The 26,264-nt window shown below is 46.3% G+C and carries 19 protein-coding genes; 13 read left to right on the top strand and 6 right to left on the bottom strand.

Features of this window, described 5'->3' with window-relative positions:
• The coding region (locus NSS82_RS27740; protein WP_341109910.1) for a carbohydrate binding domain-containing protein at nucleotides 1-3,574 on the top strand (3,574 nt) is incomplete at its 5' end.
• A 76-nt stretch (nucleotides 3,575-3,650) separates the two neighbouring features.
• On the opposite strand, the gene NSS82_RS27735 is transcribed toward NSS82_RS27740, so the two are convergent.
• A complete protein-coding gene (locus NSS82_RS27735) occupies nucleotides 3,651-4,208 on the bottom strand; it encodes a GbsR/MarR family transcriptional regulator (protein ID WP_036685364.1) in 558 nt (185 codons plus the stop codon).
• A gap of 256 nt (nucleotides 4,209-4,464) precedes the next feature.
• Between NSS82_RS27735 and NSS82_RS27730 the strand changes: the two genes are divergently transcribed.
• From NSS82_RS27730 to NSS82_RS27695, 8 genes are all read left to right on the top strand, one after another.
• A complete protein-coding gene (locus NSS82_RS27730) occupies nucleotides 4,465-5,658 on the top strand; it encodes a quaternary amine ABC transporter ATP-binding protein (RefSeq protein ID WP_036685362.1) in 1,194 nt (397 codons plus the stop codon).
• Complete coding sequence (locus NSS82_RS27725) at nucleotides 5,658-6,491, top strand: ABC transporter permease (protein WP_036685360.1); 834 nt, start codon at nucleotides 5,658-5,660, stop codon at nucleotides 6,489-6,491. Before NSS82_RS27730 ends, NSS82_RS27725 begins: the two co-directional genes overlap by 1 nt.
• Nucleotides 6,492-6,504: 13 nt before the next feature.
• On the top strand, nucleotides 6,505-7,374 hold the full coding sequence (locus tag NSS82_RS27720) for a glycine betaine ABC transporter substrate-binding protein (RefSeq protein WP_038573223.1): 870 nt from the start codon (nucleotides 6,505-6,507) through the stop codon (nucleotides 7,372-7,374).
• A 287-nt stretch (nucleotides 7,375-7,661) separates the two neighbouring features.
• Complete coding sequence (locus NSS82_RS27715; RefSeq protein ID WP_036685356.1) at nucleotides 7,662-8,273, top strand: TVP38/TMEM64 family protein; 612 nt, start codon at nucleotides 7,662-7,664, stop codon at nucleotides 8,271-8,273.
• 154 nt (nucleotides 8,274-8,427) lie between these two features.
• Nucleotides 8,428-9,507, top strand: coding sequence for a sporulation protein YunB (yunB, locus tag NSS82_RS27710; protein WP_076141798.1), 1,080 nt, complete (start codon nucleotides 8,428-8,430; stop codon nucleotides 9,505-9,507).
• A gap of 69 nt (nucleotides 9,508-9,576) precedes the next feature.
• Nucleotides 9,577-11,061 (top strand): hypothetical protein, encoded by a 1,485-nt coding sequence (locus NSS82_RS27705; protein WP_076272734.1) that lies wholly within the window; start codon nucleotides 9,577-9,579, stop codon nucleotides 11,059-11,061.
• Nucleotides 11,058-12,260, top strand: coding sequence for a hypothetical protein (locus NSS82_RS27700; protein WP_076272735.1), 1,203 nt, complete (start codon nucleotides 11,058-11,060; stop codon nucleotides 12,258-12,260). The genes NSS82_RS27705 and NSS82_RS27700 overlap by 4 nt, the downstream gene beginning before the upstream one ends.
• Nucleotides 12,253-12,990, top strand: coding sequence for a glycosyltransferase (locus NSS82_RS27695; RefSeq protein WP_076105323.1), 738 nt, complete (start codon nucleotides 12,253-12,255; stop codon nucleotides 12,988-12,990). Before NSS82_RS27700 ends, NSS82_RS27695 begins: the two co-directional genes overlap by 8 nt.
• A gap of 25 nt (nucleotides 12,991-13,015) precedes the next feature.
• Here NSS82_RS27695 and NSS82_RS27690 read toward each other — a convergent pair whose 3' ends face one another.
• From NSS82_RS27690 to NSS82_RS27670, 5 genes are all read right to left on the bottom strand, one after another.
• Nucleotides 13,016-14,965 carry a tetratricopeptide repeat-containing glycosyltransferase family 2 protein gene (locus tag NSS82_RS27690; protein WP_076272736.1) on the bottom strand — a complete coding sequence of 650 codons (1,950 nt, stop codon included), beginning with the start codon at nucleotides 14,963-14,965 and terminating at the stop codon, nucleotides 13,016-13,018.
• 15 nt (nucleotides 14,966-14,980) lie between these two features.
• Nucleotides 14,981-16,402, bottom strand: coding sequence for a tetratricopeptide repeat-containing glycosyltransferase family 2 protein (locus NSS82_RS27685; RefSeq protein ID WP_052097304.1), 1,422 nt, complete (start codon nucleotides 16,400-16,402; stop codon nucleotides 14,981-14,983).
• The gene (locus NSS82_RS27680; protein ID WP_076272737.1) at nucleotides 16,399-18,444 is read right to left on the bottom strand and encodes a glycosyltransferase; all 2,046 of its coding nucleotides are present in this window, start codon (nucleotides 18,442-18,444) and stop codon (nucleotides 16,399-16,401) included. Before NSS82_RS27680 ends, NSS82_RS27685 begins: the two co-directional genes overlap by 4 nt.
• A 113-nt stretch (nucleotides 18,445-18,557) precedes the next feature.
• On the bottom strand, nucleotides 18,558-19,973 hold the full coding sequence (locus NSS82_RS27675) for a DUF6385 domain-containing protein (protein ID WP_256718526.1): 1,416 nt from the start codon (nucleotides 19,971-19,973) through the stop codon (nucleotides 18,558-18,560).
• A gap of 28 nt (nucleotides 19,974-20,001) precedes the next feature.
• A complete protein-coding gene (locus tag NSS82_RS27670) occupies nucleotides 20,002-20,469 on the bottom strand; it encodes a DUF6385 domain-containing protein (RefSeq protein ID WP_340960817.1) in 468 nt (155 codons plus the stop codon).
• A gap of 254 nt (nucleotides 20,470-20,723) precedes the next feature.
• Between NSS82_RS27670 and NSS82_RS27665 the strand changes: the two genes are divergently transcribed.
• From NSS82_RS27665 to NSS82_RS27650, 4 genes are all read left to right on the top strand, one after another.
• Nucleotides 20,724-21,260, top strand: coding sequence for a hypothetical protein (locus tag NSS82_RS27665; RefSeq protein WP_076128012.1), 537 nt, complete (start codon nucleotides 20,724-20,726; stop codon nucleotides 21,258-21,260).
• A gap of 18 nt (nucleotides 21,261-21,278) precedes the next feature.
• Complete coding sequence (locus NSS82_RS27660; RefSeq protein WP_076099383.1) at nucleotides 21,279-21,860, top strand: hypothetical protein; 582 nt, start codon at nucleotides 21,279-21,281, stop codon at nucleotides 21,858-21,860.
• Nucleotides 21,861-22,015: 155 nt separating this feature from the next.
• Nucleotides 22,016-22,684, top strand: a complete 669-nt coding sequence (locus tag NSS82_RS27655; protein ID WP_076272739.1) for an alpha/beta hydrolase — start codon at nucleotides 22,016-22,018, stop codon at nucleotides 22,682-22,684.
• Between the two features lie 243 nt (nucleotides 22,685-22,927).
• Complete coding sequence (locus NSS82_RS27650; protein WP_076272740.1) at nucleotides 22,928-25,975, top strand: carbohydrate binding domain-containing protein; 3,048 nt, start codon at nucleotides 22,928-22,930, stop codon at nucleotides 25,973-25,975.
• Nucleotides 25,976-26,264: the final 289 nt, after the last annotated feature.

Below are 26,264 nucleotides of genomic sequence, written 5' to 3'. Positions count from 1 at the left end.
GCCAACGCCAACAGCCACACCGACACCAACACCAACAGCCACACCGACACCAACAGCCACACCAACACCAACACCAACACCGACCACTGATCCGTGGACACTGGTGTGGGGGGATGAGTTTGATGATGGAGACATTGATGCTACAAAGTGGACCTATGACCTTGGAGATGGTTCGCAATACAACAATCCAGGTTGGGGAAACAATGAGAAGCAGTGGTATACCAACGATGAGAAGAATGTAAAGGAACAGGACGGTAACCTGATCATTACGGCCCACAAAGAAGAAAAAGCTGGCAAACAATATACTTCTACACGGATTAAGACTAAAGGGTTGTTTAGTAAAAAATATGGCAAATTTGAAATTCGGGCCAAAGCACCTACTGGAAAAGGGTACTGGCCGGCGATCTGGATGCTGCCGGAGAACGATGTGTACGGGACTTGGGCTGCTTCCGGTGAGCTTGATATTATGGAAGGCTGGGGCAGTCGTCCAAACACGGTAGCGGGGACGATTCATTACGGCGGTATGGCGCCGAACAATGTATACTCCGGCAAAGAGTATGTATTTCCGGATAACGCTACGATTGAGCAGTTCCATACGTACTCTATTGAGTGGGAGCCGGGCGAAATTCGCTGGTATGTGGATGGTGAATTATATTCGACCAAAAATGACTGGTATAGCATCAGCAATGGGCAGCCTGCCAATAATGTGTATCCAGCGCCGTTTAATCAGAAGTTCCACTTGCTGATGAATCTGGCCGTAGGCGGTAACTTTGATGGTGATCCGACTAGCGAAACCGTATTTCCAAAATCGATGGAGATCGATTACGTTAGAGTCTATGAGCTGACAGGTCGTGAGTACCGCGAGCCTATTCCAGTTACACTGGAGAAGGAAGCCTATCCAGAAGGCTCCAAGCTTGCACTGGCAGACGGCAACATGGTCTATAACAACAATTATTCGGAGCAGGTGCCGGGGGATGACGGTATGGGAATCCCGAATACCGCACATTGGGTACTTTATAAAGAAGCAGGGGCTGAAGCTACGGTTTCTACCGTTCCTATTGGGGAGCGCAATTATGTGAAGGTAGATATCAGCAGTGGTGGCGGCAATTTTTATTCGATTCAACCCCAAGCTATCGTATCTATAGCTAAAGGCAGGTTCTATAAACTCAGCTTCGATGCCAAAACCGATATGTCCCGCAGTATGAGCGTCCGGTTAACAGGTGGAGAATCTCGTGGATTTGCAGCGTATTCTCCATCGCTTAAGGTAGATCTAACTTCAGCGATGACCCATTACGAGACGATGTTTCAAATGAAGGAAAACTCAGATATTGCTGCACGCGTCGAGTTCAACGTGGGTACCAATACTTCACCGGTATGGTTTGGTAATGTCAGATTAGAAGAGATTGAGAATATTCAATTCCCGCATGATAGTGTGAAGGAACCGCTGGCCAACGGTAATCATCTGTACAATGGTACTTTCGATATTGGGGAACCCAATCGGATGAGTTATTGGCATACGGAAGCAACTGGTGGTGCCATGGTAGAATCAAGCGTTAATGACAATGGCCAGTTAAAGCTGCAGATTGGCGGCAGTGAAAATGGTGAGGTTCGGTTACTTCAGAAGGGAATTCAGCTCATTCAAGGGCAGGACTATGAGGTTACGTTCAATGCTTCAGTCTCCTCTGCACGCACAGGAAGGGTTCAACTACTAGGGAAAGACGGCAGTGTACAGGCAGAACAACCGGTTAACTTAAGCGAAGGTGAGCAAAAAATTAAAGCTACCTTTATCAATCTTGCAGGTGCAACCGATCATGAAGGACAATTCGTATTACTGTTAAACGGTGCTGCGGATACAGTCATTCTGGATAATTTCCAGATGCTGCGTACTAGCTTCTATTTTGATCCATCGCTAATATACTACCCACTCTTGAATGGTGAATTTAACTTTGGGTTTAGCGCCTGGGACCGCCTGTTGACAGAGCAGGGTGGTCAGAGCAGCGCTACGGTTGCAGATGGAGCAGCGAAATTTAGCATTACGAATACCGGCAGTCAGGCGTATTCTGTAATGTTGTTTCAGAACAACTTGAAAGCTGCTGCTGGAATGGATTATGTGGTTGAATTTGACGCCAGTTCAACCGTAATCCGCAAAATCGGGGTGAACGTAGAAAATGGTACGTATCAGGCCTCGTTCAGCAATATCGTGGAGGTAACGCCGGAGACGAATCATTACAGATTCGAATTCCGGCAAGGAAGCAAGGATACATTGTCTCTAAAATTCCTGCTTGGGAAGGTTGAGGGGATTAGTATTCCTCAAAACCATGATATTATCATTGACAATGTGAAATTTGAGATCAAAAATGCACCGGCCAAACCGCAGGAGCTGCTAAGCGACAGCAGCAATAACAGAGTTTCGCAGCCGATTGAGCTTACTTTTATCGACAATGCAAATTGGCGGAATCAAATCATGGCGGTAAAGGTTAACGGTACAACACTTAATGCAGAGCAGTACACTATTGAACCGGGAAAAATCACAATCGAAGCAGCAGTATTTCCGGCCGAAGGAAGTTATGCCATTACTGTTGAGGCTGAACATTATGTTACTGCAACTGTCACGCAGACTATTCTAGCTAATGATAACAATCTAGTCATCAATGGTTCGTTTGGCAGCGATAAGACGGGCTGGACTACCTGGTCCGGAGAAGGTGGCGTCTCCGCGTTTAATGTGAAGGATGGCGTAGCTGAAATCCTGATTACGTCGGCCGGATGGGAAGCGTGGCATACACAATTTTTCCAAGAGGGTATTCCACTGGAGGGCGGAAAAACGTATGAGGTGAGCTTCAAGGCGAAATCAACGGTTCCGCGGCAAATTGTGTTAGAATACTCCAATACTTCAGCTGCTTCCGCACAAGCTAAGTTTGATATTCGTGCGGATTGGGCTACTTATTCAGCACAATTTACGGTGTCGAACAGCAATCCGCTGAAGCTTAATTATCTGATCGGCAAAACGCTGGGCGCTGATCCTGCGGCTAACAGTACGCCGCATACGATTTCTTTTGACGATATTGTGGTCAGGGAGGTACAAGGGGGGCCACCAGTAATACCGCCAAGCGGTACGCTGGATAATGGAACCTTCGATGTAGATGCAACGGGCTGGAGCCAGTACTTTGACGGAATCGGATCTGCCTCTGTTCAAGAGGGGGAATTTGCTATCAACTTAACAGGTACCGGGCAAGCCCCTTTTAGCGCACAGGTGGATTACGAAAATCTGAAGCTTGTTCAGGGAAAAACGTACACCTTGAAGTTTAAAGCTCGTTCTACAGTAAACCGCAATATTCAGGTAGCTGTGGAGCATAAAGGCGGGGATTACACCAAATATATGGAAGCTGAGCTTGTAGCCTTGACCCAAAATATGGACGAATACAGCTACACATTTACGATGAATGGGGCAACAGACGCAGGTGTTCATCTGGTGTTTTTGCTAGGGCTTATAGATGGGAACGGTACGGAGACGAATAGTGAAATTAGCGCGGGCAGTACAATTTATTTGGATGATGTAAGCTTGATCGAAGGGTAAACGAAAAAAACGGCAGTGTTTTCCTTTTTACAGGAGCACTGTCGTTTTTTTTGTGTGTGTTTTTTGTGGGTTAGATTTAAGTTTCTTTAGGGATAAATTCAAAAATTTTGCCACTCTCAAAAGATTCTATTAGTTTCAGCAACCAGCGGTAGTAGTTAATGGATTCAGTTATTTTTTCTTCATCTGTATTTAAGAGCTGCATAAGTTTACTATCGTCACTATACTCTTTTTTCATATCGTTAATTTCTGCAAGTGATTTCGCTAGTGAGATCATATTACCTTCGACGGCTTTTCTCCATTTAATAGAGAAGTAATCACTGAAGTTCTGATGCCAGTCAGGCACAGTGGTGAACAAGTCTTTGCGCGTCCCTCTCCCCCATACTTTGTCGATCATTTTCAGATCTAGAAGGGTACGGACTCCCGTACTCATGGACGTTTTACTCATTCCCATTGTTTTGCTGAGCTCATCCAGTGTCACTGGACCTTGATTGAAGTACATATAACCGTATAAATGTCCAATAGACAAGGTAATGCCATACAGATCCATGTTTTTGCCGATAGAATCGATCACACGTTCACGGGCTTTACTAATCTTCTCTATTTGTTCGGGCGTAAGCCCTTCTAAATCGTTCATGATGTCCCTCCTGAGGAATAGGTCGATAGACTGCAACCTTATACAATGTATTGTAATCAAATCCCCCTCCATAAGTAAAGAATTCATGAAGAAAGGAATTTGGCGTAAAACAGAGTATTCCATACATAAAGTTCGTAAAGTTAAAACTGTACACTAAATTTTATCCGTATATGGTGTTTGCATGAATTTTCAATAGTCCGGTAAACTACTATAAGTGAACTAAACCCGGATAACATTTCGGGAGAAGGAGGACGGCATGGCTATTATAGAGGTGAAACAACTAACCAAAGTATTCGGTCATGATGCGGGACGCGCGATTCCTTTATTAGAGCAAGGGATGTCGAAGGAAAAAATTGCTCAGGAATTGAAGTTGACAGTCGGAGTCAACAAAGCCGAATTCAGCATTGAAGAAGGAGAAATATTCGTCATTATGGGTTTGTCCGGCAGCGGTAAGTCGACGCTGGTTCGTTTGTTGAACCGCTTGATTGAGCCTACAGGGGGGCAAGTTCTTTTTAAAGGGAAAGATGTTGTGAAAATGAATCCGGAGCAGCTGCGCCAATTCAGACGGAAGAACATCGGTATGGTGTTTCAGAAGTTCGCATTATTTCCACATCGAAGCGTACTGGAGAATGCAGCATACGGACTTGAAGTTCAGGGCGTAGATAAAAAGAAAAGAACTGAACTGGCAACGGAAGCTTTGCATCTGGTAGGTCTGAAAGGTTGGGAGAATCATCGTCCTGATCAACTCAGTGGAGGGATGCAGCAGCGTGTTGGACTGGCACGGGGCCTTGCCAACGACCCGGATATCCTGCTTATGGATGAGGCATTTAGTGCACTGGATCCGCTTATTCGTAAAGACATGCAGCAAGAGCTGCTGGAATTACAGGCCAGAGTGAAGAAAACTATCGTGTTCATCACTCATGATCTAGACGAAGCTTTGCGGATTGGAGATCGGATCGCACTGATGAAGGACGGAGTCATTGTGCAAATTGGTACACCGGAAGAAATCCTCATCCAACCTGCCAATAAATATGTAGAGCGATTCGTGGAGGATGTGGACTTGTCCAAGGTGTTGACTGCAGCTCATGTAATGCGTCAGCCGGAAACAGTCAGACCTGAACGCGGGCCTCGGGTAGCGCTTCAATTAATGCGTGACAGTGGTATATTCAGTCTGTATGTAGTGGACAAGGAAAATAAGCTTCTGGGTGTTATTACAGCTGAGGATGCCCTTAAGGCACTGAATGATAATAAATCTATTCTGGAAGTAACGCGGAGAGAAATTCCACGTGTACAACCGGAAACGCTACTCAATGATTTCTTTGAATTAATATCTGAGACACATTTGCCTGTAGCCGTCGTAGATGAAGCGGATAAATTGAAGGGTATTGTGATTAAAGGAGCCGTTCTTTCCGCACTCGCCGGCAACGCGGTACCGGAAGGAGGATTATAATGGACATTCCTAAACTGCCTTTGGGAAAGGCACTCGAGTGGTTGGAAAATTGGCTGACGACTTATTGTGGGCCCCTGTTTGACTTCATCCATTCGATTATCGGTGGTATGGTGGCTGGCATTGAAAATGCACTTACCTTCCTGCCAGCACTAGTACTTATCGTGATTATTGCAGCTTTGTCTTATTGGATCGGTAAATGGCGCATGGCACTATTTGCGGTCATTGGGCTGCTTCTGATTGATAATCTGGGATTATGGGGACCTTCTATGCAGTCCTTGGCCCTTGTTCTAACCGCCTCGATATTGGCTGTAGTAATTGGTGTGCCGATTGGTATTTTATGTGCGCAGAGAAATACCGTTAGAAATATAGTTACGCCTATTTTGGACTTTATGCAGACGATGCCGGCTTTTGTATATTTATTGCCAGCGGTATCCTTTTTCTCACTGGGCGTAGTTCCAGGGGTTATAGCTTCGATTATTTTTGCAATTCCGCCAACGATTCGCTTGACCAATCTCGGAATTCGTCAGGTTTCGGAGGAACTGGTGGAGGCAGCAGATGCTTTCGGATCGACACCTACTCAGAAATTAGTTAAATTGCAGCTTCCAATCGCTTTACCAACAATTATGGCAGGTGTGAACCAGACAATTATGTTGTCACTGTCAATGGTTGTTATCTCATCGATGATTGGTGCACAGGGCGTGGGTGCCTATGTATACCGTGCGGTATCACAGGCTAAGACAGGAGACGGATTCGAAGCAGGGATTGCGATCGTTATTATTGCCATTCTGCTGGACCGTTTGACACAGAACGCACTAAAACCAAAACAAAGATAGGAGTTTTAAATAAATGAAGAAGAAAAATATAGGGGTATTCCTGTTAGTTATTATGATGATTGCTGTTATTGCTGGATGTTCTTCATCAAGTAAAGAGAAGGTAAAATTAGCATATGTAGCATGGGATTCGGAAATTGCGAGTACTTATGTAGTAAAGGAAGTACTTGAAACTAAGCTTGGAGCTACCGTTGAAATGCTGCAGGTAGATGCTGGCCCAATGTGGGCTGGGGTTGCAGACGGTAGTGCGGATGGAATGGTTGCAGCTTGGCTGCCAAGCACCCATGCGGCTTATCTAGAAAAGTATGGTGCAAAAATTGAAGATTTGGGTGCGAATCTAAACGGAACTAAGGTTGGCTTGGCTGTTCCAGCCTATATGGATATTAATTCTATTGAAGACTTGAAGAACAGTGATATGGCAGCAAAGCTGAACAATCGCATTATCGGCATTGAGCCAGGTGCTGGCATTATGACAACCACAGAAAAGGCTATTGCGGAATATGATCTTAGCGATTACACACTTCTTGAAAGCTCATCTGCAGCGATGGCTCAGGAACTGCAAAAGGCTTATGACAACAACGAGCCAATCGTTGTTACAGGTTGGACACCACACTGGATGTTCGCCAATATGGATCTGAAGTATCTGGAAGATCCAAAAGGGGTTTATGGTGCGGACGAACAGATCCACACGATGGTCCGCCAAGGTCTGAAAGATGACATGCCGAATGTCTACAAATTCCTGGATCAATTCGAATGGACAGCGGAAGATATGGCTAAAGTAATGATTGAGGTTCAGGGTGGTAAGTCACCAGAAGAAGCCGCTAAAACTTGGGTTGAGAGCAATCCGGATAAAGTGAATGCTTGGGTTGCAGGTATAGAATTGTAAGTAAATTAAAAACTGTGTTATGATGTGAAGAATAAATGGAAACAAAAATGTAACTTGTACGCTAACTACTGTTCTTTACACATTACACTTCATAAGCAAGCTCATTCAATAAAACACCCCGTAAGGGGTGTTTTTCTTGGGAATATAAGCAAAGTATTACAAGCTCTTAATGTACTGTGCTTATATTTCAATAAGAATGGATACCTAGTTTACACACTTAGACTTATGCTTTGTCAAAGTAAATCAGGAGGCAGCTGCTGCAAGGAGTCAAGAGAGGAGACTGCTTCATGACAGAGACCATAAATACCTGGATTGATTGGCTGCTGCAAACGCTGGGCCTTAGCGGGCCATCTATTTTATTCGTGACCATCCCGCTCGCACTTTTGCAGAGTATATTAGGATTTTTTCCATTCGTAATTTTGATCGTGCTGCATGTCTCTGTTTTTAACGTAATTGGAGGCATGCTGATCAGTTGGCTGGCCTGCAATCTAGGCGGAATACTGATGTATTTTCTTATTCGGAGATATCTGTATAACTGGTTTGACCGAAAATGGAGAACCAAACTGAAGCGCTATGATAAATGGCAACGTTACTTGGATCGATACGGGATTTGGACGCTGGTACTATTGCGTACGATTCCGATTATTCCGAACAATGTAATCAATTTCATGTCTGCTGTTTCACCGATTAAAGCCTCATCCTTTATATGGGGAACCGTGCTTGGTAATTTATCTTATATATGGTTATTCGGTACGATTGGATCAACTTTAATTGTTCCGCGTGAAGAATGGAATGGTTATCTTACCTGGTATGCGGTGTTTATTGCTATTCTCATTGGCATCTTTATTCGGCGTCATTGGGACCATTTGCAGGAGGATAAGCGGAGCAGAATGCACTAATATCATATTCCCAGTTCATGATCTAAAGGATGAAGAACGTTTCTTCAGGCGTAGTTTGCCGGAGGGAACGTTCTTCTTTTTTGTCCTCTTAGCGAATACCTTAAATTAAGTGGAGGTGGCTTGACCTCTGCGTAAGGCGGGAGGGACTATTGCAATGGGCAGATTGAAAAAATGGGGGAACCGAAGGCTGAGAATACCTGATCTAGGCCATTTTCGGCTGCCAAAAATAAATGGGGACACGAATCGGAGATTCTCAGCAAGAAGCTCCGCATTCAAGTCAAAACCCAGCCGGGCAGCGGTTAGGCCGCAGCGTACGCGCTTTGAAGCCAAACGTAGCAAAGGCCGCTTTAGGTTATCCAGCCGGCCAGAGAGTAAGGTAACGGTTGCAGGCGGAAAAACACATAAGCCAAGAAGCCGACGCAAATTTTGGCTGATAGCATCTTTAGTAATACTTGTGCTGGTGCTGCAGTCACTTCGCTATGTGGAGCTGCATATGAAGCCGCCCATCCTGCATTTAGCACAAATACGTGTGAAGCAAATCGCTACGGAATCGATTAATAAGGCGATTACCTCTCAGGTTGCGAATGGAGGGAATGCGGAAGAGCTAATTGATTGGAAGACGGATAAGAACGGGAAAATATCAGGGTTCATGCTCAACTACGCGGAGCATATGCGTATTACTTCGCAAGCGGCACAGGTCATTCAGTCTACGCTGCAGGAATTGCATAATCGAACAGAATATATTCCGCTGGGGCAGGCGCTGGGCAGTCCCCTTATCGCTTCTTATGGACCCGATATTCCGATCAAGATTGAACCACAAGGTGCGGTTAAGGTTGAACTCAGTACTCGCCAGCAAAACGCTGGGATCAATATGATTCTGGTCGAGGTATATATTCATATTGTGACAGAGGTTGCAGTCGTCATTCCTTTTGATATGGAGCCGCAGGTAGTGGATACAGAAATTCCTGTGTCTTATCTGATGGTTGTTGGAGATGTACCTATGTATTACTACGATAATCAAGGTCAACCTGTGGGGGCGAACGGCAGCAGTGCTCCGGGAATTGCTATTCCTGCTCCAGCTGTAGGTGGGGATAAGAGTGGAGCAGTGGATCAGGGTAAGGATACCTCCAGCAACAGTCAGAAAGATAACAACCCGTCTCCAGCGGCAACTGATCCCGCGAGTACGGGTGCAGACCATACGGAAGAAGATAAAGGAGCGGGCGGAGGAAATTAAGGGGATATCGCGCTTCAGCGCTCATAGACTATAGGTAGAACAGCTTTAATAAATGGAGCGTGAATCCTAATGTCGCAAGAATCTCTGAATGTGGAACGCTTGGCGGGAAGGTATGGGTTCTTGGAACGCACGGGACTACTTCCACTACCGAGTATAGATGGGATCACCCTTGTAGTTGAGCTAAGCCGCCCGGATTGTGCCGCGGCTTGCTTACCCTTGCTGCTGCTCCATTCTGGAGAGTCTGTGCGCATTATTGCTGTGGCAATGACTCCTGATTTTCCTATGGAAACATTAGCCGGACAGTTCTCACAGGAGCAGTCGATTCTCTTTGTTCCTTATGAGAAAGAGGAGTACATGCCTAACCAGGCTCTGGCACAGATCGAAACCAGTTTCGCGGTTTTACTTGAAGATTCGACCATGGTATCGTCTGGCTGGCTAAATGAGCTATTGTGGGTTCCTTTTGATGACGCTTCTGTTAAGGTGGTTGCCCCTCGCTCTTCAACCGAAAGAGGGGAAGGGAAGAAACGTCTTCACTTCGGCACCTATGATGAGTTTGCTGCGCATGTGAGCTATAGTCTTAGCCGGCACCAAGGAGAATGGCGAGAGATGGATGTACTAACGGGTTCTTGCCTCCTGTTCTCTAAAGAGCTGCTTCAGCGTATTGGAGGGTTGGACACCTCGCTTCATGCGCGGCCTCTTATGATTGCCGATTGGTGTCTTCGAGCGCGGCAGTCTGGAGCTAAGCTGGCGCTAAGTGATGCTGTGTATGTTCATGCTATACATTCACTTGATAGAGGCCAGAGTAGGCTGAACGGACCAACACTTGCGGATGGCTGGCGGGCGTACAGTACAAAATGGGCGCTGGAAGATGTCTTAGAAGACGAAGAACATCTTGTACCGCAGAATGGATTCTTACAATCAACACAACCTGTTATTCCACTCGGTAAGGCAACCTTGGCAACGCCATTAGTGACGGCGATTGTTTATTGTGAAGAGGATGGGAATGGGGACCCTCTTCCGCAGGAATGGGCAGCTACACAGGAGCAGCAGAGCTACAAGAATATTCGCTGGATCTGGATCAAGGACAGCTGGATGAACACAGCTTCCGGCTTGCCAGTAAATGAACAGGATGTAGTGATTACAGTTCGTGGTCAAGAGGCTTGGCTGCGGGCTTTGAAGAATGCATCTGCATTATTTGAGAGTGAGATAACTGTGTATTTATCAGACTCTATCAGGTATGAGAAATATTACGTTGAACGGGTAGTGAAGGCGATCACCCAAGGTTCCGCGGATCTGATCGTTAGTTTATCTACGGATATGGACGAAGAGGTGGGGCATTTGCTTAAGGGAGACCCTTCGGGAATTGTTTTTCCGCTAGAGCGAGTTGCTCATAAAGGCGGGAATGTGCCTGGAGTGATTACCTGTAAGGCGTCCACTTCGCACCAATTGCAGCTTCACCCTGAAGCTTCACTAACTATAGGTTATGTGGGGGATTTGTCCGAACCGCAGGGGAAGAAGGCAGATAGCAGCAGGGGCAGGGAGGCGCACTCATGAAATATTTAATTCTGAGCAGAGGCTCCTGGGAGGAATACGAATATAAAAGACTGTTGGATCTTCTTCCCGAGCGGGAAGAGGTTTGTTTTGCCGGAAGAATGACTCTTGAGCAGCAGATTAACAACCAGATCAAGCCGGTAATGATCGCGGATATTCATACTCTCAAGGCGAGGGAGTACACATTTCTGGTCTCCTCTCCTTATTGGCTGCCCGAGGTTCTTTCTTTGCAAGCAGGATATATAGTGGCTTTGTTAGAGCGCTGTCCGGAAGAAGAAAATAAGGTCTTATGGGATAAATACAGCGGCTTGCTTGGAGCAAAGGCTGATCTAGTAGGAACCCGGTCAGAACGGATCTATCTGGAGCAGAGCTTGTGCAGGGAGAGTGTTATTTATCTCGACGGGGATCAGCAGGAATCCTATGGAGTTGTATTTCAGCGCGAGCGGATTTATTTTCTGACAGATTATGAGATGTTGTGGAGTAAGGCGATTGAGAACTTAATGCAGGAGGAGCCCCTCCTTGCTACGGACTGGTTTAGGATTCAACTACAGCTTAGGGCTGATTATTATACCTCAATGTGCGCCAAGCTGCCCAGCCAGCCTGTTGTACATTATTTGGCAGCATCTTATTTGTATTTGCTTGGGGACTCCACAGCGAATCGATATCTGGCGCAATCCTTTGAGTTAATGGTGTTGTATGAATATTTGGATTGCCTTATTTCACACTTCCGTTTTTTTTCTGCAATAGAAGCCAAGACAGGGAATCTGGAAACGGCAGTCCGCCAATTTGCGATTACAGCATTTACCGCAGAGGAGAAGCAAGCAGTAGAAAGGATGGAGAGCTGGCTCCATTCCGGTCAGGATGAATTGGTTCGCGCGGAGTTGTTCCACCGGAATGAGGATGAGGCAGCGGCGGTAAGAATTTTAAGCCCGCTAACTTCTTCCAAGGCAAAAGCGTTGCTGGTGCAAAATTATGTGCGGACTTTTCAATGGGAAAAGGCAATAGAGCTGCAACATGAGCAAGAAAATGTGGATGAAGCCATGGAAGGCACCATACACTTGCTGTATGGCAGGCGGCACGAGGCCATCCGCAGCTTTTTAAATGCGGGAGGGCAAGACAATCAGGCATGGCCACTTTTGTCAGAGATGGCAGATCTCGAAGAGGCTGTAAGACGATTGAGAAGGAGAGTGGAGGATGAGTAGTCATAGAGGGCCACTCCGCAAAACATCTGGCAATCGTCTGACTGCTATAATGCAGGTTAGGAACGAAGCCGGAAGGTATTTAGAGCAGGTGCTGGAGGAATTAAGTGAGTTCGTGGATGATATTGTGATCGTGGATGATGGTAGTACAGATAATACGGCTCAGTTATGTCTCTCTTTTGCCAAAGTTAAGAAGCTCGTAACCCTGCAAAGCTCTTTGTTTAACCGTGAATGGGAGCTGCGGCAAACATTGTGGGAGCTGGCGGTATCTACGAATCCGGATTGGCTGCTGTCTGTGGACGCCGATGAGTTCTATGAAGAGTCTGCTAAACGGGAGATGAGGCGACTCATCGATCAGGATGTGTATGACTGGGTATCCTTCCGATTATTTGATTTTTGGGGCGGCACCACACATTACCGTGAAGATGAGCATTGGAATATCCACACGAAGCATACCCGTACACTAGTCCGCTATTTGCCGAACTTTCATTATTTTTTTCCGAAAATGGATCATCATGTGCCAAGGCTTCCGCTCTCTTATTCGGTATTGCCGGGTTTTCTTACCGAGCTGCGTGTGAAACATTATGGTTGGGCGATATCCCCTGAGGAGCTTCGGCGAAAATACTCGCGTTACCTGGAGCTTGATCCAGAGGGGCGCTGGGGTAGTCTGGAGCAGTACGAATCTATCCTTGATGAGCAGCCCCATCTGGTAGAATGGCAAGAGGAGCATTGAAATCCGCATCTGCCCTGCCAACCGGCTAAGTCCGGCTGGCAGATCTCAGAAGCAGCGCAGAAGAGATATGAGCTGACGGTATCCCTTGCGGATAAACTTCTGCTGCGAGCTGCAGCTTGTAATAAGCGAGGCTCACGGCTGCGGTAGCCCCCCCGACTCTACGCAAAGCGGCTTCATCTTCTATATGAAGGATGGGCACCTCTCCGCAGGAGTAGGCTATCGCAGCGTATAATTGCCACTCGGTACAGTCCGCAGGCGTTTGATATTGAGGAGGCTTGCTGACATAAATAGAGCACCATTGTTTTTTTATGGAGGTGGGGGCTTCGAGTAAACCGTAAAGTAAAGGCTGCGGCAGACTGGACCATTGAAAGGAAGAACCTTGCGAATGCCGATAAAGTGCTAATAAACTATTCCAAGCACCAGTCTGAAGCAGCAATTGTGCTGCATAGTTGAGATCCGAAAGATCAGCTTTAAGCCTATAATTCCCCGCTAAAAGATGATGGATCGATAAAATCCCCGGTCTGTAAGGCAATAGACAGACAAGCCAGCGCATGGCAGACTCAGTATCTCCAATACGGCAAGAGAAAGCCCACAGGTAGCCAAGTACAAAGGATCGGTTGGAAAGATGGGAAGGATCATGAAGCAGCTGTTCAAGCGGTGCGAGTGTCTGAAGATGTTCTGGTTGATTGTTTATTTCCAGAATCGCCTGCAATGCAACCTGAACAGATAAGGGTAACTGGCTGGCTGTAGAAAGCTCAGCTTGCCATTCCGGATCGCGGGCATTGAGCGCTGCGGGCAGAAGATAACTCAAAGTATCAGGGGATAAAGAGTGCAGATGGTTGTGGGTCAATGCTCGTAGCATCACCTTCTCCCCAGAAAAAAGGCTTAGTGGGACAAATTCTTTCCACGCTTCGGTATAATCAGGCTTATGTTGTATGGAAGCCTCGTAATGTCTCCACGCATCCGGGTATTGGTATAACTTCTCACACACTCTCCCGGCTAGTAGTTCTGTTCGATACGTTCCACTGCCCGAGGAAGAAGGGTATTTATGTGCTGTATTCCCGCTCTGAAGTGCTTGCTCCAAGTAGTGCTTGGCTGAGCTGAGCTTCCCTTGTTCCAGTAACAGGAGGGCATAGCTTTCTAATAAATCCGTGAAATCGGGAAAAAGACCGCTCCCCGTACGAAAAACTTCCTCAGCTTCCTGCTTTCGGCCACATAGTTGTAAGGCGTAAGCCGTCTTAAGGTAAATATCTGAGACATAACCGGAAGGGGCTGGAGTGGAGGTGAGCAGCGGAAGGAGGATCTCTGCCGCTTCTTTATATTGTCCCTGCTGATAATACTCTGCCCCTAACGCATAACGAAGAAAAAGATGGTTTGGTTGAAGCCGCAGACCGTTGTTGATAAGTGCTAAATTGCGGTTATATTTATTTTTACGCATCAATTCATCTTCTAAATATCCGTAGTGCAAAATACGCAAATCTGCATAAGCGATCTCCCCCGCTGGAAGCTCCCAAATGCTGCTGGCAATCTCCTCATGAATACTTCCGCGAAAAATAATTCTTTTGTCATTTCTGAATAATCGACAGACATGATCTGTAACAAAATCCGCTTCAGGTATATCACCGACATAGTGGATAATGGGCAGCCAATACCCATGAATATACTCGGCACCAAGCAAGGGCTGGAGCAGATTCTCACTCCAATGATCCACAGCCTCATCGGCATCCAGCACCAGAACCCAAGCAGAAGTTGCATACTCTAGGCTTATATTCCGAGCTTTGGTAAAATCATTTTCCCAAGGAATGTCGATAATCTTTGCACCGAACCTCTGAGCGATTTCTTTACTGTTATCCTCTGAACCTGTATCCGCAATGATAATCTCAGATACTAGCCCGCACACAGAGGATAAGCATTTCTCCAGATGGTTTGCCTCGTTCTTAATGATCATGCAAAGTGTAATATCCGGTGTGGTCATAGGAATACGTCCTTCCTAATCTGAAACTCTGGGCAGTGGAAGTGCGAGCCGCACTCTTTTAGCCGCTGGAGAATAGGGGGTTGAAGAAGAGAGGGAGGCAAGCAGACGATCCGCCAACAAAAGCTCCGAACGCCCTGGGTGATAGGCTGGGTTGAATAACGAGTCATTAGATGAGGGCTGCCCTGTGGTCTTCATCAGCTGTTTTGCTGCCTTATCACATCCCTCAATCTGCAATAAATCTAAGAGAAGTCCGCTTTTAGCAGCTGTGTATTCGGGTAGATGAGCGTGAAGCCAGCCCGAAATTTCATTTTCGCGCTCAGCACATTTTAAGGCTCGGATCAGTCGGGTTATAATGGGCGTTGGATCGGGATGAAGCTGAGCAGCTTTGGTATAACAGGCACAGGCCTCGGTCTGATCGCCTATTTCTTCGCATAACTGTCCCAGCAAATAAAATGTCAAATAAGATCCGAATCCAGACTCGGTATGGTAACCGGAAGGGGCTTCTCCAATGACTAAGGCTTGCAGCAATGCTGTTTTGGCCTCAGCTAGGGCTCCCATTTGAAACAGCAGCACACCTTTGATATGAGCCAAGTCAGGATAATCTGGATGTAGGGTTATCCCTAAATCGCAAGCTTCCAGCGCCGCGTTGAAATCTTTTAATTCTGCCAGGCAGCGGATTTGATATTTGTGCAGCAGATGAACGTAACTTGTGTCGGGCGGAGCTTCGTTAAGTGATCTTTTGATATGCTCTAGAGCCGGTTGATATTCACTAAGCCGCATATATTCAACAGCCATATTGAAATGGTGAAAGGGGTCATTGGGATTTAACTTTAGCTGTTCCTTGAGTAGCCCGACATTTCGTTTGATCTTATCTTTTTTTGCTACTACGCCGTCTGCATAACCGTAATGATGGATGACTACGGTGCTTAAATGCATAGCTGCTTTGGGTGTAGCTTTTACGATCGTTTCTGCAATCTGTTCGTGGATGATGCCGCTGAAACGGTACTGCGGGCGGTTACGGAATAGCCGGATAATCGGATTAACAGTAATGGTCTGTGAAGCTTCGGTTAAACCTTTATGATTATGAATGCGCAGAAAAAAAGCTTCATACTCCAAATGCTCCGCACACAGCAACAGCTCCCCCTTACTTTTCGCATCCAGTTCCTCATCTCCATCCAGAATGAGAATCCATTGTCCGTGGGCTTGCTGAAGACCCGCGTTGCGGGCAGCGGCAAAATCGCCATTCCAAGGATGGTGAACAACTTTAGCTCCAAAGCTTAGAGCAATTTGTAGCGTGGAGTCGGTAGAGCCAGTGTCGACTACTATGATCTCATCGGCGACACCACGTACGCTTTTTAAACATTGGCTTAAGCTATCTGCTTCGTTCTTAACGATCATGCATAGCGAAATCAGAGGTTTTTGGCTTGGCATGTTCATTTGGCTGCCCTCCCCTCGCTCTGGCGGAAGCTCCACTGTGTGTGCCACGGTGTACGATTTAGTAAAAAGATGGATTTATGGATGGCACCAATATCCGTTTGCAGTGGACCGTGGACGTTAGCTGCATCCAAGCTGTTCAGAGCATCCTCCATGCTAAGCTTCGCTTGCTGAAGGTAACAGAGTGCTAAACCCACTCGGGCAGCCTCATGCTCAGGCATTTGCTCCAGCGCTTGTTGAAACCATTCACTGGCTTCCGTGTAATGCCCCTTGTCAAAGACCATCTCACCTATATAAAAAAGAACCTTCGCATCAGCCGCTTGATCGCTAACTAACCTGATAAAATGCTCGCCTGCCGCATTCCTATTCCCTTCTTTATATAATGCTGCGGCTAATTCAGACCGAAAGGTAGGGAACAAATTTACCAAAGCTTCGCTTAACGCGGGCTGGTGTAGTTTTACTGATTGTTCGATCAAATCTGAAATGAATGAGGAATGTAATGTTAATGGATCTACCTCTGCTTCGACGGGATCTACCTTTTGTTGCTGGTGGCACTTCTGAATGTATTGCAGTCCGAAGCGAAGTTCGTCTGGTACATAGGTTAGCAGGTCATTGTGGAATTCTCCAAAAAGCGACCAAGAGCAAATAGCCCAGAGGGTAGCCCACTTTTTCAGATATTCTAAATCATGGTTATCTTGCGTAGCTAAGGAGGCCATTTGTCTTATCGTTGTATAGGCGTCTTCCAGCTTGCCGGTAATGATGAGCGAAGAGATCATCCAATTTGCCGTCTCTAATTCCAAGGGAAAAGTGTCTCGGGATAAGTTAGTGATGGCCTCATTAGCATTTATCGCAAATAAACTGTCAATAATCGCAGCTCGTTGGGCAGCATTAGTTGGGGGGACGAGTTGTATCAGCAAGGTGGCAATCTCCTCATCGGTTACAGCTAAGCGTTGAAAAGCAGAAGCTATTCCCTGCAAGGCAGGCCTATATAAAGAGTGGTGTTGAAGCGCACGGTGGTAGAATCTCGCAGCGTCCTCCTGAAGCTCAAGCCGCTCTGAGATTAATCCTAGTCGATAAAGTGGGCGGAAGGTGTTCATCCCTTGCTCAGATACATATTTTTGATTAACCTGATCTCCAGAAATGGATGCTGCACGCTGATAAGCTTGAAAAGCACGTTCTAACAAACCTTGACTCTCCAAAGATTGGCCTAATAAAAAATGCAGGTCAGGGTAATCCTCATAACGCTCCAATTCAGGCAACAGCAAGGGATCTATGATATTGGTTTTTCCTTGAGCCAGATAAATTTTACAGAGATCTCTAATCATCGTAGGACGGTAGGAAGCTTCAAGTGGCACATGGTGAAGGGTCTGGCGAAGTAATGTCTCTGCTTCCAGAAGACGACCGTCCTGACAGCAGGTGACTGCTAAATTATACGAGTGAAAAGGATCTTCCGGTTGTTCGGCTAAAGCGAGTCGCAGCAACTGTTCATTGCGTTTGATTTTATTTTTTCGTGCCATGATTTCCGGCATATATCCGAAGTGTTCAATCTCAATATCACTATGCTCAATCGCCGAGATGTTATGTGATTTAAGGATTGCAGCGTCAATTCCTTCATGAATTCTTCCGCTATATCGATAACCCTGTCCATTTCGGAATAAACGAACCGCACTGTGCTTTACCTTATCTTCAGGCCGAACGCCAAGCCAATTATCAATGTGTACTGTAAAAGCCTGAGCTTGCGTGTTTTGCAGGAGGCTGCGGAGTTCCGGAAGTGGAGTTTGCAGGCGTTCATCGGCATCAAGGACTAGAATCCAATCGGTATCCGCCTGATCGAGACCTTCGTTACGTGCTGCAGCAAAGTTTTCTGTCCATTCCCGTTGGAATACTCTAGCCCCGTGCGCTTGGGAAATAGCTATGGATTCGTCAGTAGAGCCTGTATCTATGACCACAATCTCGTCAACACCTGCTACGCTTGTGAGACAGTGGGGCAGAAGATCAGCTTCATTGTTAACGATGAGGTGGACGCCAAGCGTAATATTGTTCACGTTGTTTCCTCCTTGTTACATATGTAGAAGTAGAAATCAGCTTTTGCTATCAAAAGAAAAAGCACATGGATATCCATGCACTCTTTCGTTACAACATATGATGGGCATCTGCATTACGTTCCCTGCGCGTTGAAACTTACATTGATTGTTGAGGCGGCTCCTGCATTCGTTGATTGATAGGATAAGCGTGTATATTTCAGGAATCTTGCCGGAACTATGACATCGATAGAACCTGCTGCTAATGGATTATCTCCTGTGGTATCGACGAAATAGTTCGTTCCGTCAGCACTGATTTCTACTCGTGTGTTGACTGGGTTAGCTCCAGTGTTATTGATGAAAAAGGAATAGGTCCCCAATACGCTCGTAGTCACTGCTGGCAGAGGAGTATAGGCATTAGCAGTTGCAATACCCGTCGTGGTCTGTTCGATAAAGCTGCGTTGTGAAATAGAGGTCACACTACTGAGTGTACCGGCTGTAATGGTGGCTCCGAGCACGCTGGTAATGGTGCCGTTTAAGAGGTTGGTGACCGTACCTGCAGAAGACAAAGTACCAGCTGTGATGGTGGCTCCAAGTACGTTAGTAATCGTGCCTTCGAGAATGTTAGTAATGGTACCCGCTGAGGACAGAGTACCCGCAGTGATCGTAGCTCCGAGCACGCTGGTAATGGTCCCGTTTAAGAGGTTGGTGACCGTACCTGCGGAAGACAAAGTACCAGCCGTAATGGTGGCTCCGAGCACGCTGGTAATGGTCCCGTTAAGGATATTGGTAACTGTTCCTGCTGAAGACAGAGTACCAGCGGTAATGGTTGCGCCTAGTACACTAGTAATAGTACCGGCAGTGATCGTAGCTCCGAGCACGCTGGTAATCGTGCCATCGAGAATGTTAGTAATGGTACCTGCGGAAGACAAGGTACCCGCAGTGATTGTAGCTCCTAGCACACTAGTAATGGTCCCATTAAGGATATTGGTAACTGTTCCTGCTGAGGACAAAGTACCAGCGGTAATGGTTGCGCCTAGTACACTAGTAATAGTCCCGGCAGTGATCGTAGCTCCCAGCACGCTGGTAATCGTGCCATCGAGAATGTTAGTAATGGTTCCTGCGGAGGACAAGGTACCAGCCGTAATCGTAGCTCCGAGCACGCTGGTAATCGTGCCATCGAGAATGTTAGTAATGGTACCTGCGGAAGACAAGGTACCCGCTGTGATGGTAGCCCCGAGTACGCTAGTGATAGTCCCGTTAAGAATGTTAGTAACCGTACCTGCGGAAGATAAGGTACCCGCAGTGATGGTAGCTCCGAGTACGCTAGTAATAGTCCCGTTAAGAATGTTAGTAACTGTTCCTGCTGAGGACAAAGTACCCGCAGTGATGGTAGCTCCGAGTATATTGGAAATCGTACCATCTAGGATAATTGTCGTTAGATTTCCGCCTGGATCTGTAGTAAGCGGATGATCAATCAGCGAGGCATCCCGGCCAAAAATAAGCGTTCGTAGATTATCGGGATTAGCTTGAAAAGAGCTGTAGTTAGGCAAAGTTCCTCGTCCCTCTCTTATAAAAATGTTAACTCATACCTATAGACTGGGCTTGGACGTATACATCAATTTTGCCTAAACCCGTTGGCTGTTGCGTGGAGGCGGATATCCGAGTCCACTTTAAAAATCTGCTTGGCACTAGCACCTTCATTTCTTTTGCAGCCACGATCTCTTCTGAATCTATAAAAGAATCAAGACTGTTCGGACTAATCTCCAAGCGGACGCTAACAGGGTGGTCTCCTTGGTTCATAACTGCGTAAGAGATCATCGTTTTAGTTCCGCTTTTTTGCCAAGGCAGAGGCGAAATGGAGCTGGACACGGGGAATCCGATAAATTGATGCTCGGAAAAGAAAGGACTGATCGTGACCTTACGGCGCTTTCTTCGACCATTTGGAGGTGGAAAAGGTTGCGGATTTCTAGAGCGATTCCCCTGTTTTTTTGTGTGTTTTATTTTGCTGCGCTTTTCTAGTTCCAGACCGTTATGGATTTCATTCACCTCCTACGGGTTTTCTGGAACCCTATCCATAAAAGGACCCTAACCGTCGTTTGAGCCCTGAGCATCAATAAACCGCAGTCCAATAAGCCGCGAACCGTTAGGGACAATCCTTAGCCATTCGAATGGTGATAATAATATATGGTGAAAAATAAGAGGTGATTGGGCTGCAAAAGCAAAAATACGCACCTTCCCAAACAACCTGCTACTTAGAGCGGCATAAAATAAGATAAGCTCAAGTACGGGGAGGATAGCGCATGCCAAACGATTCAGTATTTAATCAGAGTAGCCAGCCACTCTTTACAGAACAAGTCAACACGTATGTTGCACCTGGTATAGATTCAGCTCCGGAGGGAGGAGCGGCTAAGGCGGGGCTATTGTTTGGAATCCCTTTTACTTCTACGGTAACGACTGCTGCACCGTTAGTTGTTCAGATTAGTAATCCGGCAGGCAGCGGACGTACATTGTATGTATCCCGTGTTGCAGCTAGCTCGGCAACAGCTGCGGTTACGTTATCTCTACTTCGGAACGCTACGGTCACCGGAACCACCGTTACACCGATAAATTTTAATTTTGGAAGTGCGTTAACCAGTGTGATGACGGCCAGAACCTCGACTGCTGCCCCTACGGGAGGTCCGGCCACTCTAGTATCTTTATTACTGGCAGCGGGTCCCGTCATTGTTGACTTTACTGGACAAATCGTTGTTCCTCCCGGAAATTCCATAACCACGTCCATCACGATTGCATCGGGAACTTCAGCAGCGACAACATCTATCAGCTGGTGGGAATATTAGAACTGGGAGGGGATAATCATGCCTAATCAATATGTGTTTAACGACAATGATCAACCTCTTTATGTGGATATGGTCAATACCTTCCAATCTCCGGATATCAGCGCGCCACCTGAAATAAGTGCTTCGAAGGCTGCGGTCTTGTATTCTACCAACACATCCGTGTCTAGTTTGGTCGTACTTAGTCTTATTTCTGCAATTACTTCTATTCGGATTAGTAATGCTGCTGGCAGCGGAAAAACCGTATATATATCTCGTATAAGCGGCAGTATCGGCGGATCTTCTCTGCTATCGGCTATGTCTGGAAGCTTTACAATTGTCAAAGGGGGGACGTTAACCTCTCCTGCAACCTTGACACCAACAAATAATAATCTCGGAAGCGCGGCTACAAGTGCGATGACCGTTCAATCTTCAACAGCGGCAATTAACGGGGGAACAACGCTTTACAATTATCAATTAGCGCCGGGAGCCTTCTCACAGAACTTTACGGGCAGCATCATCGTTCCGCCGGGGACTGCTATTTGTGCTAACGTAACTTCATCTAGCTCGGCCGTAGGTTTAACGATTACTTCTGCACTCGGTCTTCTTTGGTGGGAACAATAGAATATATATTTTATTTTGAACCTATAACGGTGGTGAACCTTGACATCATTTGGTTAAGGTTTTACATAGAAGGTTGGAATGAATAGAAAATAAAGGGGATTGGCATTATACAATAAAGATGGAATTCAGTTTGGAATGTGAAAAGAGGGACAATTATGGAAAGTTGTTTATTTATTCATGGCTTTACCGGAGGTGAGCATGAAATCTCTCCCTTGTCCCAGTTTATGGAGCAGCATAATTATCGTTCCAGAACATTTACCCTAAAGGGGCACGGGGGCAGCAGGAATGATTTACTGCATTCGGATCGACATGATTGGCAGCAAAGTGCTGAGGATGAATTAACAGAGCTGTTAAAGACAAATGACGGAGTTCATCTGATCGGTTTTTCAACCGGTGCTCTTATTGCTTCACATCTTTCAGTGCGCTATAAACCTTGGATTAAATCTCTCACTTTGTTGTCTACCCCTGTGTTTCCGCTGAATCCTGTAGAAATTATTAAGACCCTTGCGAGCTTTTCCATGCTAAAAACTTATATTAGTAAATTCAATTCAACGCCTCCAAAAGCAACTCGAGAGTTCCAGCGACTGGTTCGTGAAAGCTTTTCTGTTTATCCGCATATTGAGACTCCAACCCTGATCGTGCAAGGGAAACGGGATCATCTAGTGAAGACTAGAAGCGCCGATTACCTACGTCATCATATGATCAAGGCGACCCAAAAACAGGTGCTGATGGTCGACAACAGTGGTCATATGGTGTGCCATTGTGAAGAGAAGGACCGAATTATGAATGAAGTCTTGCAGTTTATTCAGAGTACAGGACGTTGAACTCAAACACTAAATATTCAACCCCAAGAGCTTCCGAAATAGGAGCTCTTTTTTTGTTGTGCATTTCAATTTTAAGGCTTGACAACGCGTCTGGTGTCATGGTAATTTTTAGTAGGGAAACCGGTTTCCCTAAAATTCGTTTGTTTCTATGCCAAAAACATCGCTGGAAAGGTCGTTTTTAATCCAAGAAGTAGGTTTTAGTGTGTTATGAATACGCTTTAATAAGAGAGGGAGATGCGCGCGATGAAACGTAAGTTATGGTACGTGCCCGTTCTGATTACATCTATTCTTCTTTCTACTGTGATTAATTTATTCGTCTTAGCGCCACAACAGGCAGATGCGGCCAGCATCGGTACGATTAACGAGAATGATACCATTTATCAGATTATGGTTGACCGGTTTAATGACGGGGACTCTTCCAACAATGCTACGGGAGCGGCAATTCGCTATGGCGAGAACTCTGAAGAAGATTTCCGTTATATGAAAGGCGGAGATTGGCAAGGGGTGATCGACAAGCTGTCTTATATTAAAAATATGGGGTACACCGCGATCTGGATTTCCCCAGTGGCGGAGCCGCAAATGACGAATCGGGAGAACAATGGCAGCGGTAAAAATACAGCGTATCACGGGTACAACGTTAAGGACCCTAACGCAGCCAATCCCTACTTTGGTACAAAGGAGAAGCTGAAGGAGTTAGTGGATTCCGCACATGCGGTTGGCATCAAGGTGGTGATCGACGTTGTGCCGAACCATATCGGGGATTATATGCTGGGTACCCAAGCCTACTATGATATCCCTAGTCTGCAGCCAGCAGCTCCTTTTAATAACCCGGCTTGGTATCACCATAATGGAGATATCAACTGGTCTTTGGCAGACGGAAGATACGATCAATGGGCACAGGATTACTTAGAAAATCATGATCTAGGCGGACTGGATGACATTGACTTCGATGTCCCTGCTGCTAAAAAAGCCGTATTTGATTCGATTAAAGGCTGGTTTGACTATACAGGAGCAGATGGTGCACGTGTAGACGCAGCCAAGCTGATGAAGCCGACTGATATTGGTGAACTGCAAAATTATCTGGGGGTTAATACCTTTGGCGAGAATTTTGACGGCAATGCTGAATTTGTCTCGCGCTGGGTCGGCAACAACAAGGAGTGGGGCATGCTTGATTTCCCAATGTTCTTCTCCGTTCTAAATAGCTTCGCATATGGGCAGTCTTTTGACTCCAATATTAAAAGTACCTTGGCACAGGATTCCTACTACAACGGAAATGCCAATCACATGGTCACCTTTATCGACAATCATGACCGCAATCGTTTTCTCACAGAAGCTGGAGGAAGCGTAGATAAGCTGCAGAACGCTTTGACTTTTATTTTTACAGTGCGTGGAACACCCGTAGTCTTCCAAGGTACGGAACAGAACAAAGGCAATGGTAATGGACAGATTATGACGGGAGGCATCGCCGATACCTGGAACCGCTGGTCAATGGTGAAACGGGATGCAAACGGCAATGTATTAGAGAATTATTTTAATGAGAATGCCAGCACCTACAAGCACGTAGCCAAACTTAATGAGATTCGGAAAAATAATCCGGCACTCCGTACAGGCACTCAACGTGAAATGTGGTCTGCACAGAACTTATATGCTTTTTCACGTCGTATCGACACTGGAACTAATCTGGGGCAGGAAGTTATCTCCGTATTTAGTAATAAATCCAGCGGCTCGCAGACCGTTACCATTCCACTGCGTGCAGAGAGCAGCTTGGCAGTCGGGACGGTTCTTTATAACCAGTTGAACACTTCGGATACGGTAACTGTACAATCGGGTGGAGCAACTGGCAAGCAGATCACTGTAACCGTGGGTGCAAATGCAGCCAAAATTTATGCAAAACAACAGCTTCCTACAGATACAGTGGCTCCAACTGTACCAACTAACGTGACCGCAACTGTTCAAAATGCATCCAGTGCTTTAGTAAGCTGGACCGCTTCCACCGACAATGTAGGTGTGACCGGATATGAAATTTATCGCAACGGCGTCAAAGTGGGTACATCCGCAACTACTTCATATACGGATAACGGATTATCCGCCAGTACTACGTATGACTATACGGTAAAAGCAATGGATGCAGCAGGCAATCTATCCCTCCTTAGCGCGATTGCTTCAGTGACAACACCAGCGGGGAACAGTGTCACTATTTACTATAAGCAGGGCTATACCTCGCCTTATATTCATTATCGCCCTGTAGGAGGAACTTGGACGACATCACCAGGTGTGGCGATACCTGTCTCTGATGTAGCAGGCTACAACAAAATAACGATTAATATCGGCTCAGCCAGCCAGCTTGAAGCTTGCTTTAACAATGGCAGCGGTACTTGGGACAGTAACGGGGGCAGCAACTATTTATTTAGTGCCGGCACCTGGACTTATACACCAACTGGCAATATTCAATCGGGTGGACCAGTGACGCCGACACCAACGGTAACGCCGACACCATCACCAACTGTAACGCCTACACCGACGGTAACGCCGACACCGACGCCAACCGTAACACCAACAGCAACACCAACGCCAACACCGACGCCAACGGTAACGCCGACACCGACCGTAACGCCAACGGCAACGGCAACGCCAACGCCAACTCCGACACCGACCGTAACGCCTACACCAACGCCAACGGCAACACCTGTCGGCAGCACGGCAACGATCTATTATAAGAATGCGGCTTATAGCAGCTCTTATATCCATTATAAGCTCGATGGTTCAACGGTCTGGACGACGTCTCCAGGCGAGCAGCTCCAAGCTTCTGCTTTTACAGGATATAAGGCGGTTACGATTCAGCTGGGCACGGCAGCTGGGCTGACCGCAGCCTTTAATAATGGCAGTGGCACATGGGATAACAATGGCGGCAATAACTATCATTTTGCTGCGGGCACCTGGAGTATGGTGAATGGCAACATCACCGCAGGAGAACCACAAGCGGATAGTGTTACATTCCGAGTAACTGTTCCTGCGTCTACTCCTGTGAGTGGTCCCGTTTATCTCTCCGGCTCTTTCAATAGCTGGAATGTGGCAGATCCGAACTACCAACTGACGAAGGGCAGTGATGGTATTTACTCCATCACACTAAGTCTACCGGCGGGAACAGCAATTCAATACAAAGTTACACGAGGCGCTTGGACTAATGTGGAGGTGAATTCGAATGGATCGGATCTTTCCAATCGAACCCTTACGCCAACAGGCGGTGCACAAACCGTAAATCTGACGGTTCAGCGCTGGAAGGATCTATAAGCTTCATAATATCTACAGTTTTTAAACACAACAAGGAGCGGCTCCCGTATGGGGCCGCTCCTTGGTAAGCAGTATGAAGCTTTTTAATTGCAGAAAGTACAATTAGACTTTCTGTTTGAAGCTGGTAGAAAGATTTAACTGTATTTTGTACAGTAGAATTCAGGAAAAAGGCTGTTTTTTGCCGATTTCACGAGTTTTGACTGCACAAAGTGCAATTAAATCGAATGTTACCCATCTTATAAGGATTTCTATTGCACAAAATGCAATTAAATCCGATGTAGCCATTTTA

It is taken from the genome of Paenibacillus sp. FSL H7-0735 (genome assembly GCF_038008505.1).
Classification (GTDB): Bacteria; Bacillota; Bacilli; order Paenibacillales; family Paenibacillaceae; genus Paenibacillus_AQ; species Paenibacillus_AQ odorifer.
Note: the sequence above shows the minus strand (reverse complement) of the source record. Positions and strands in the feature narration are given on the sequence as shown.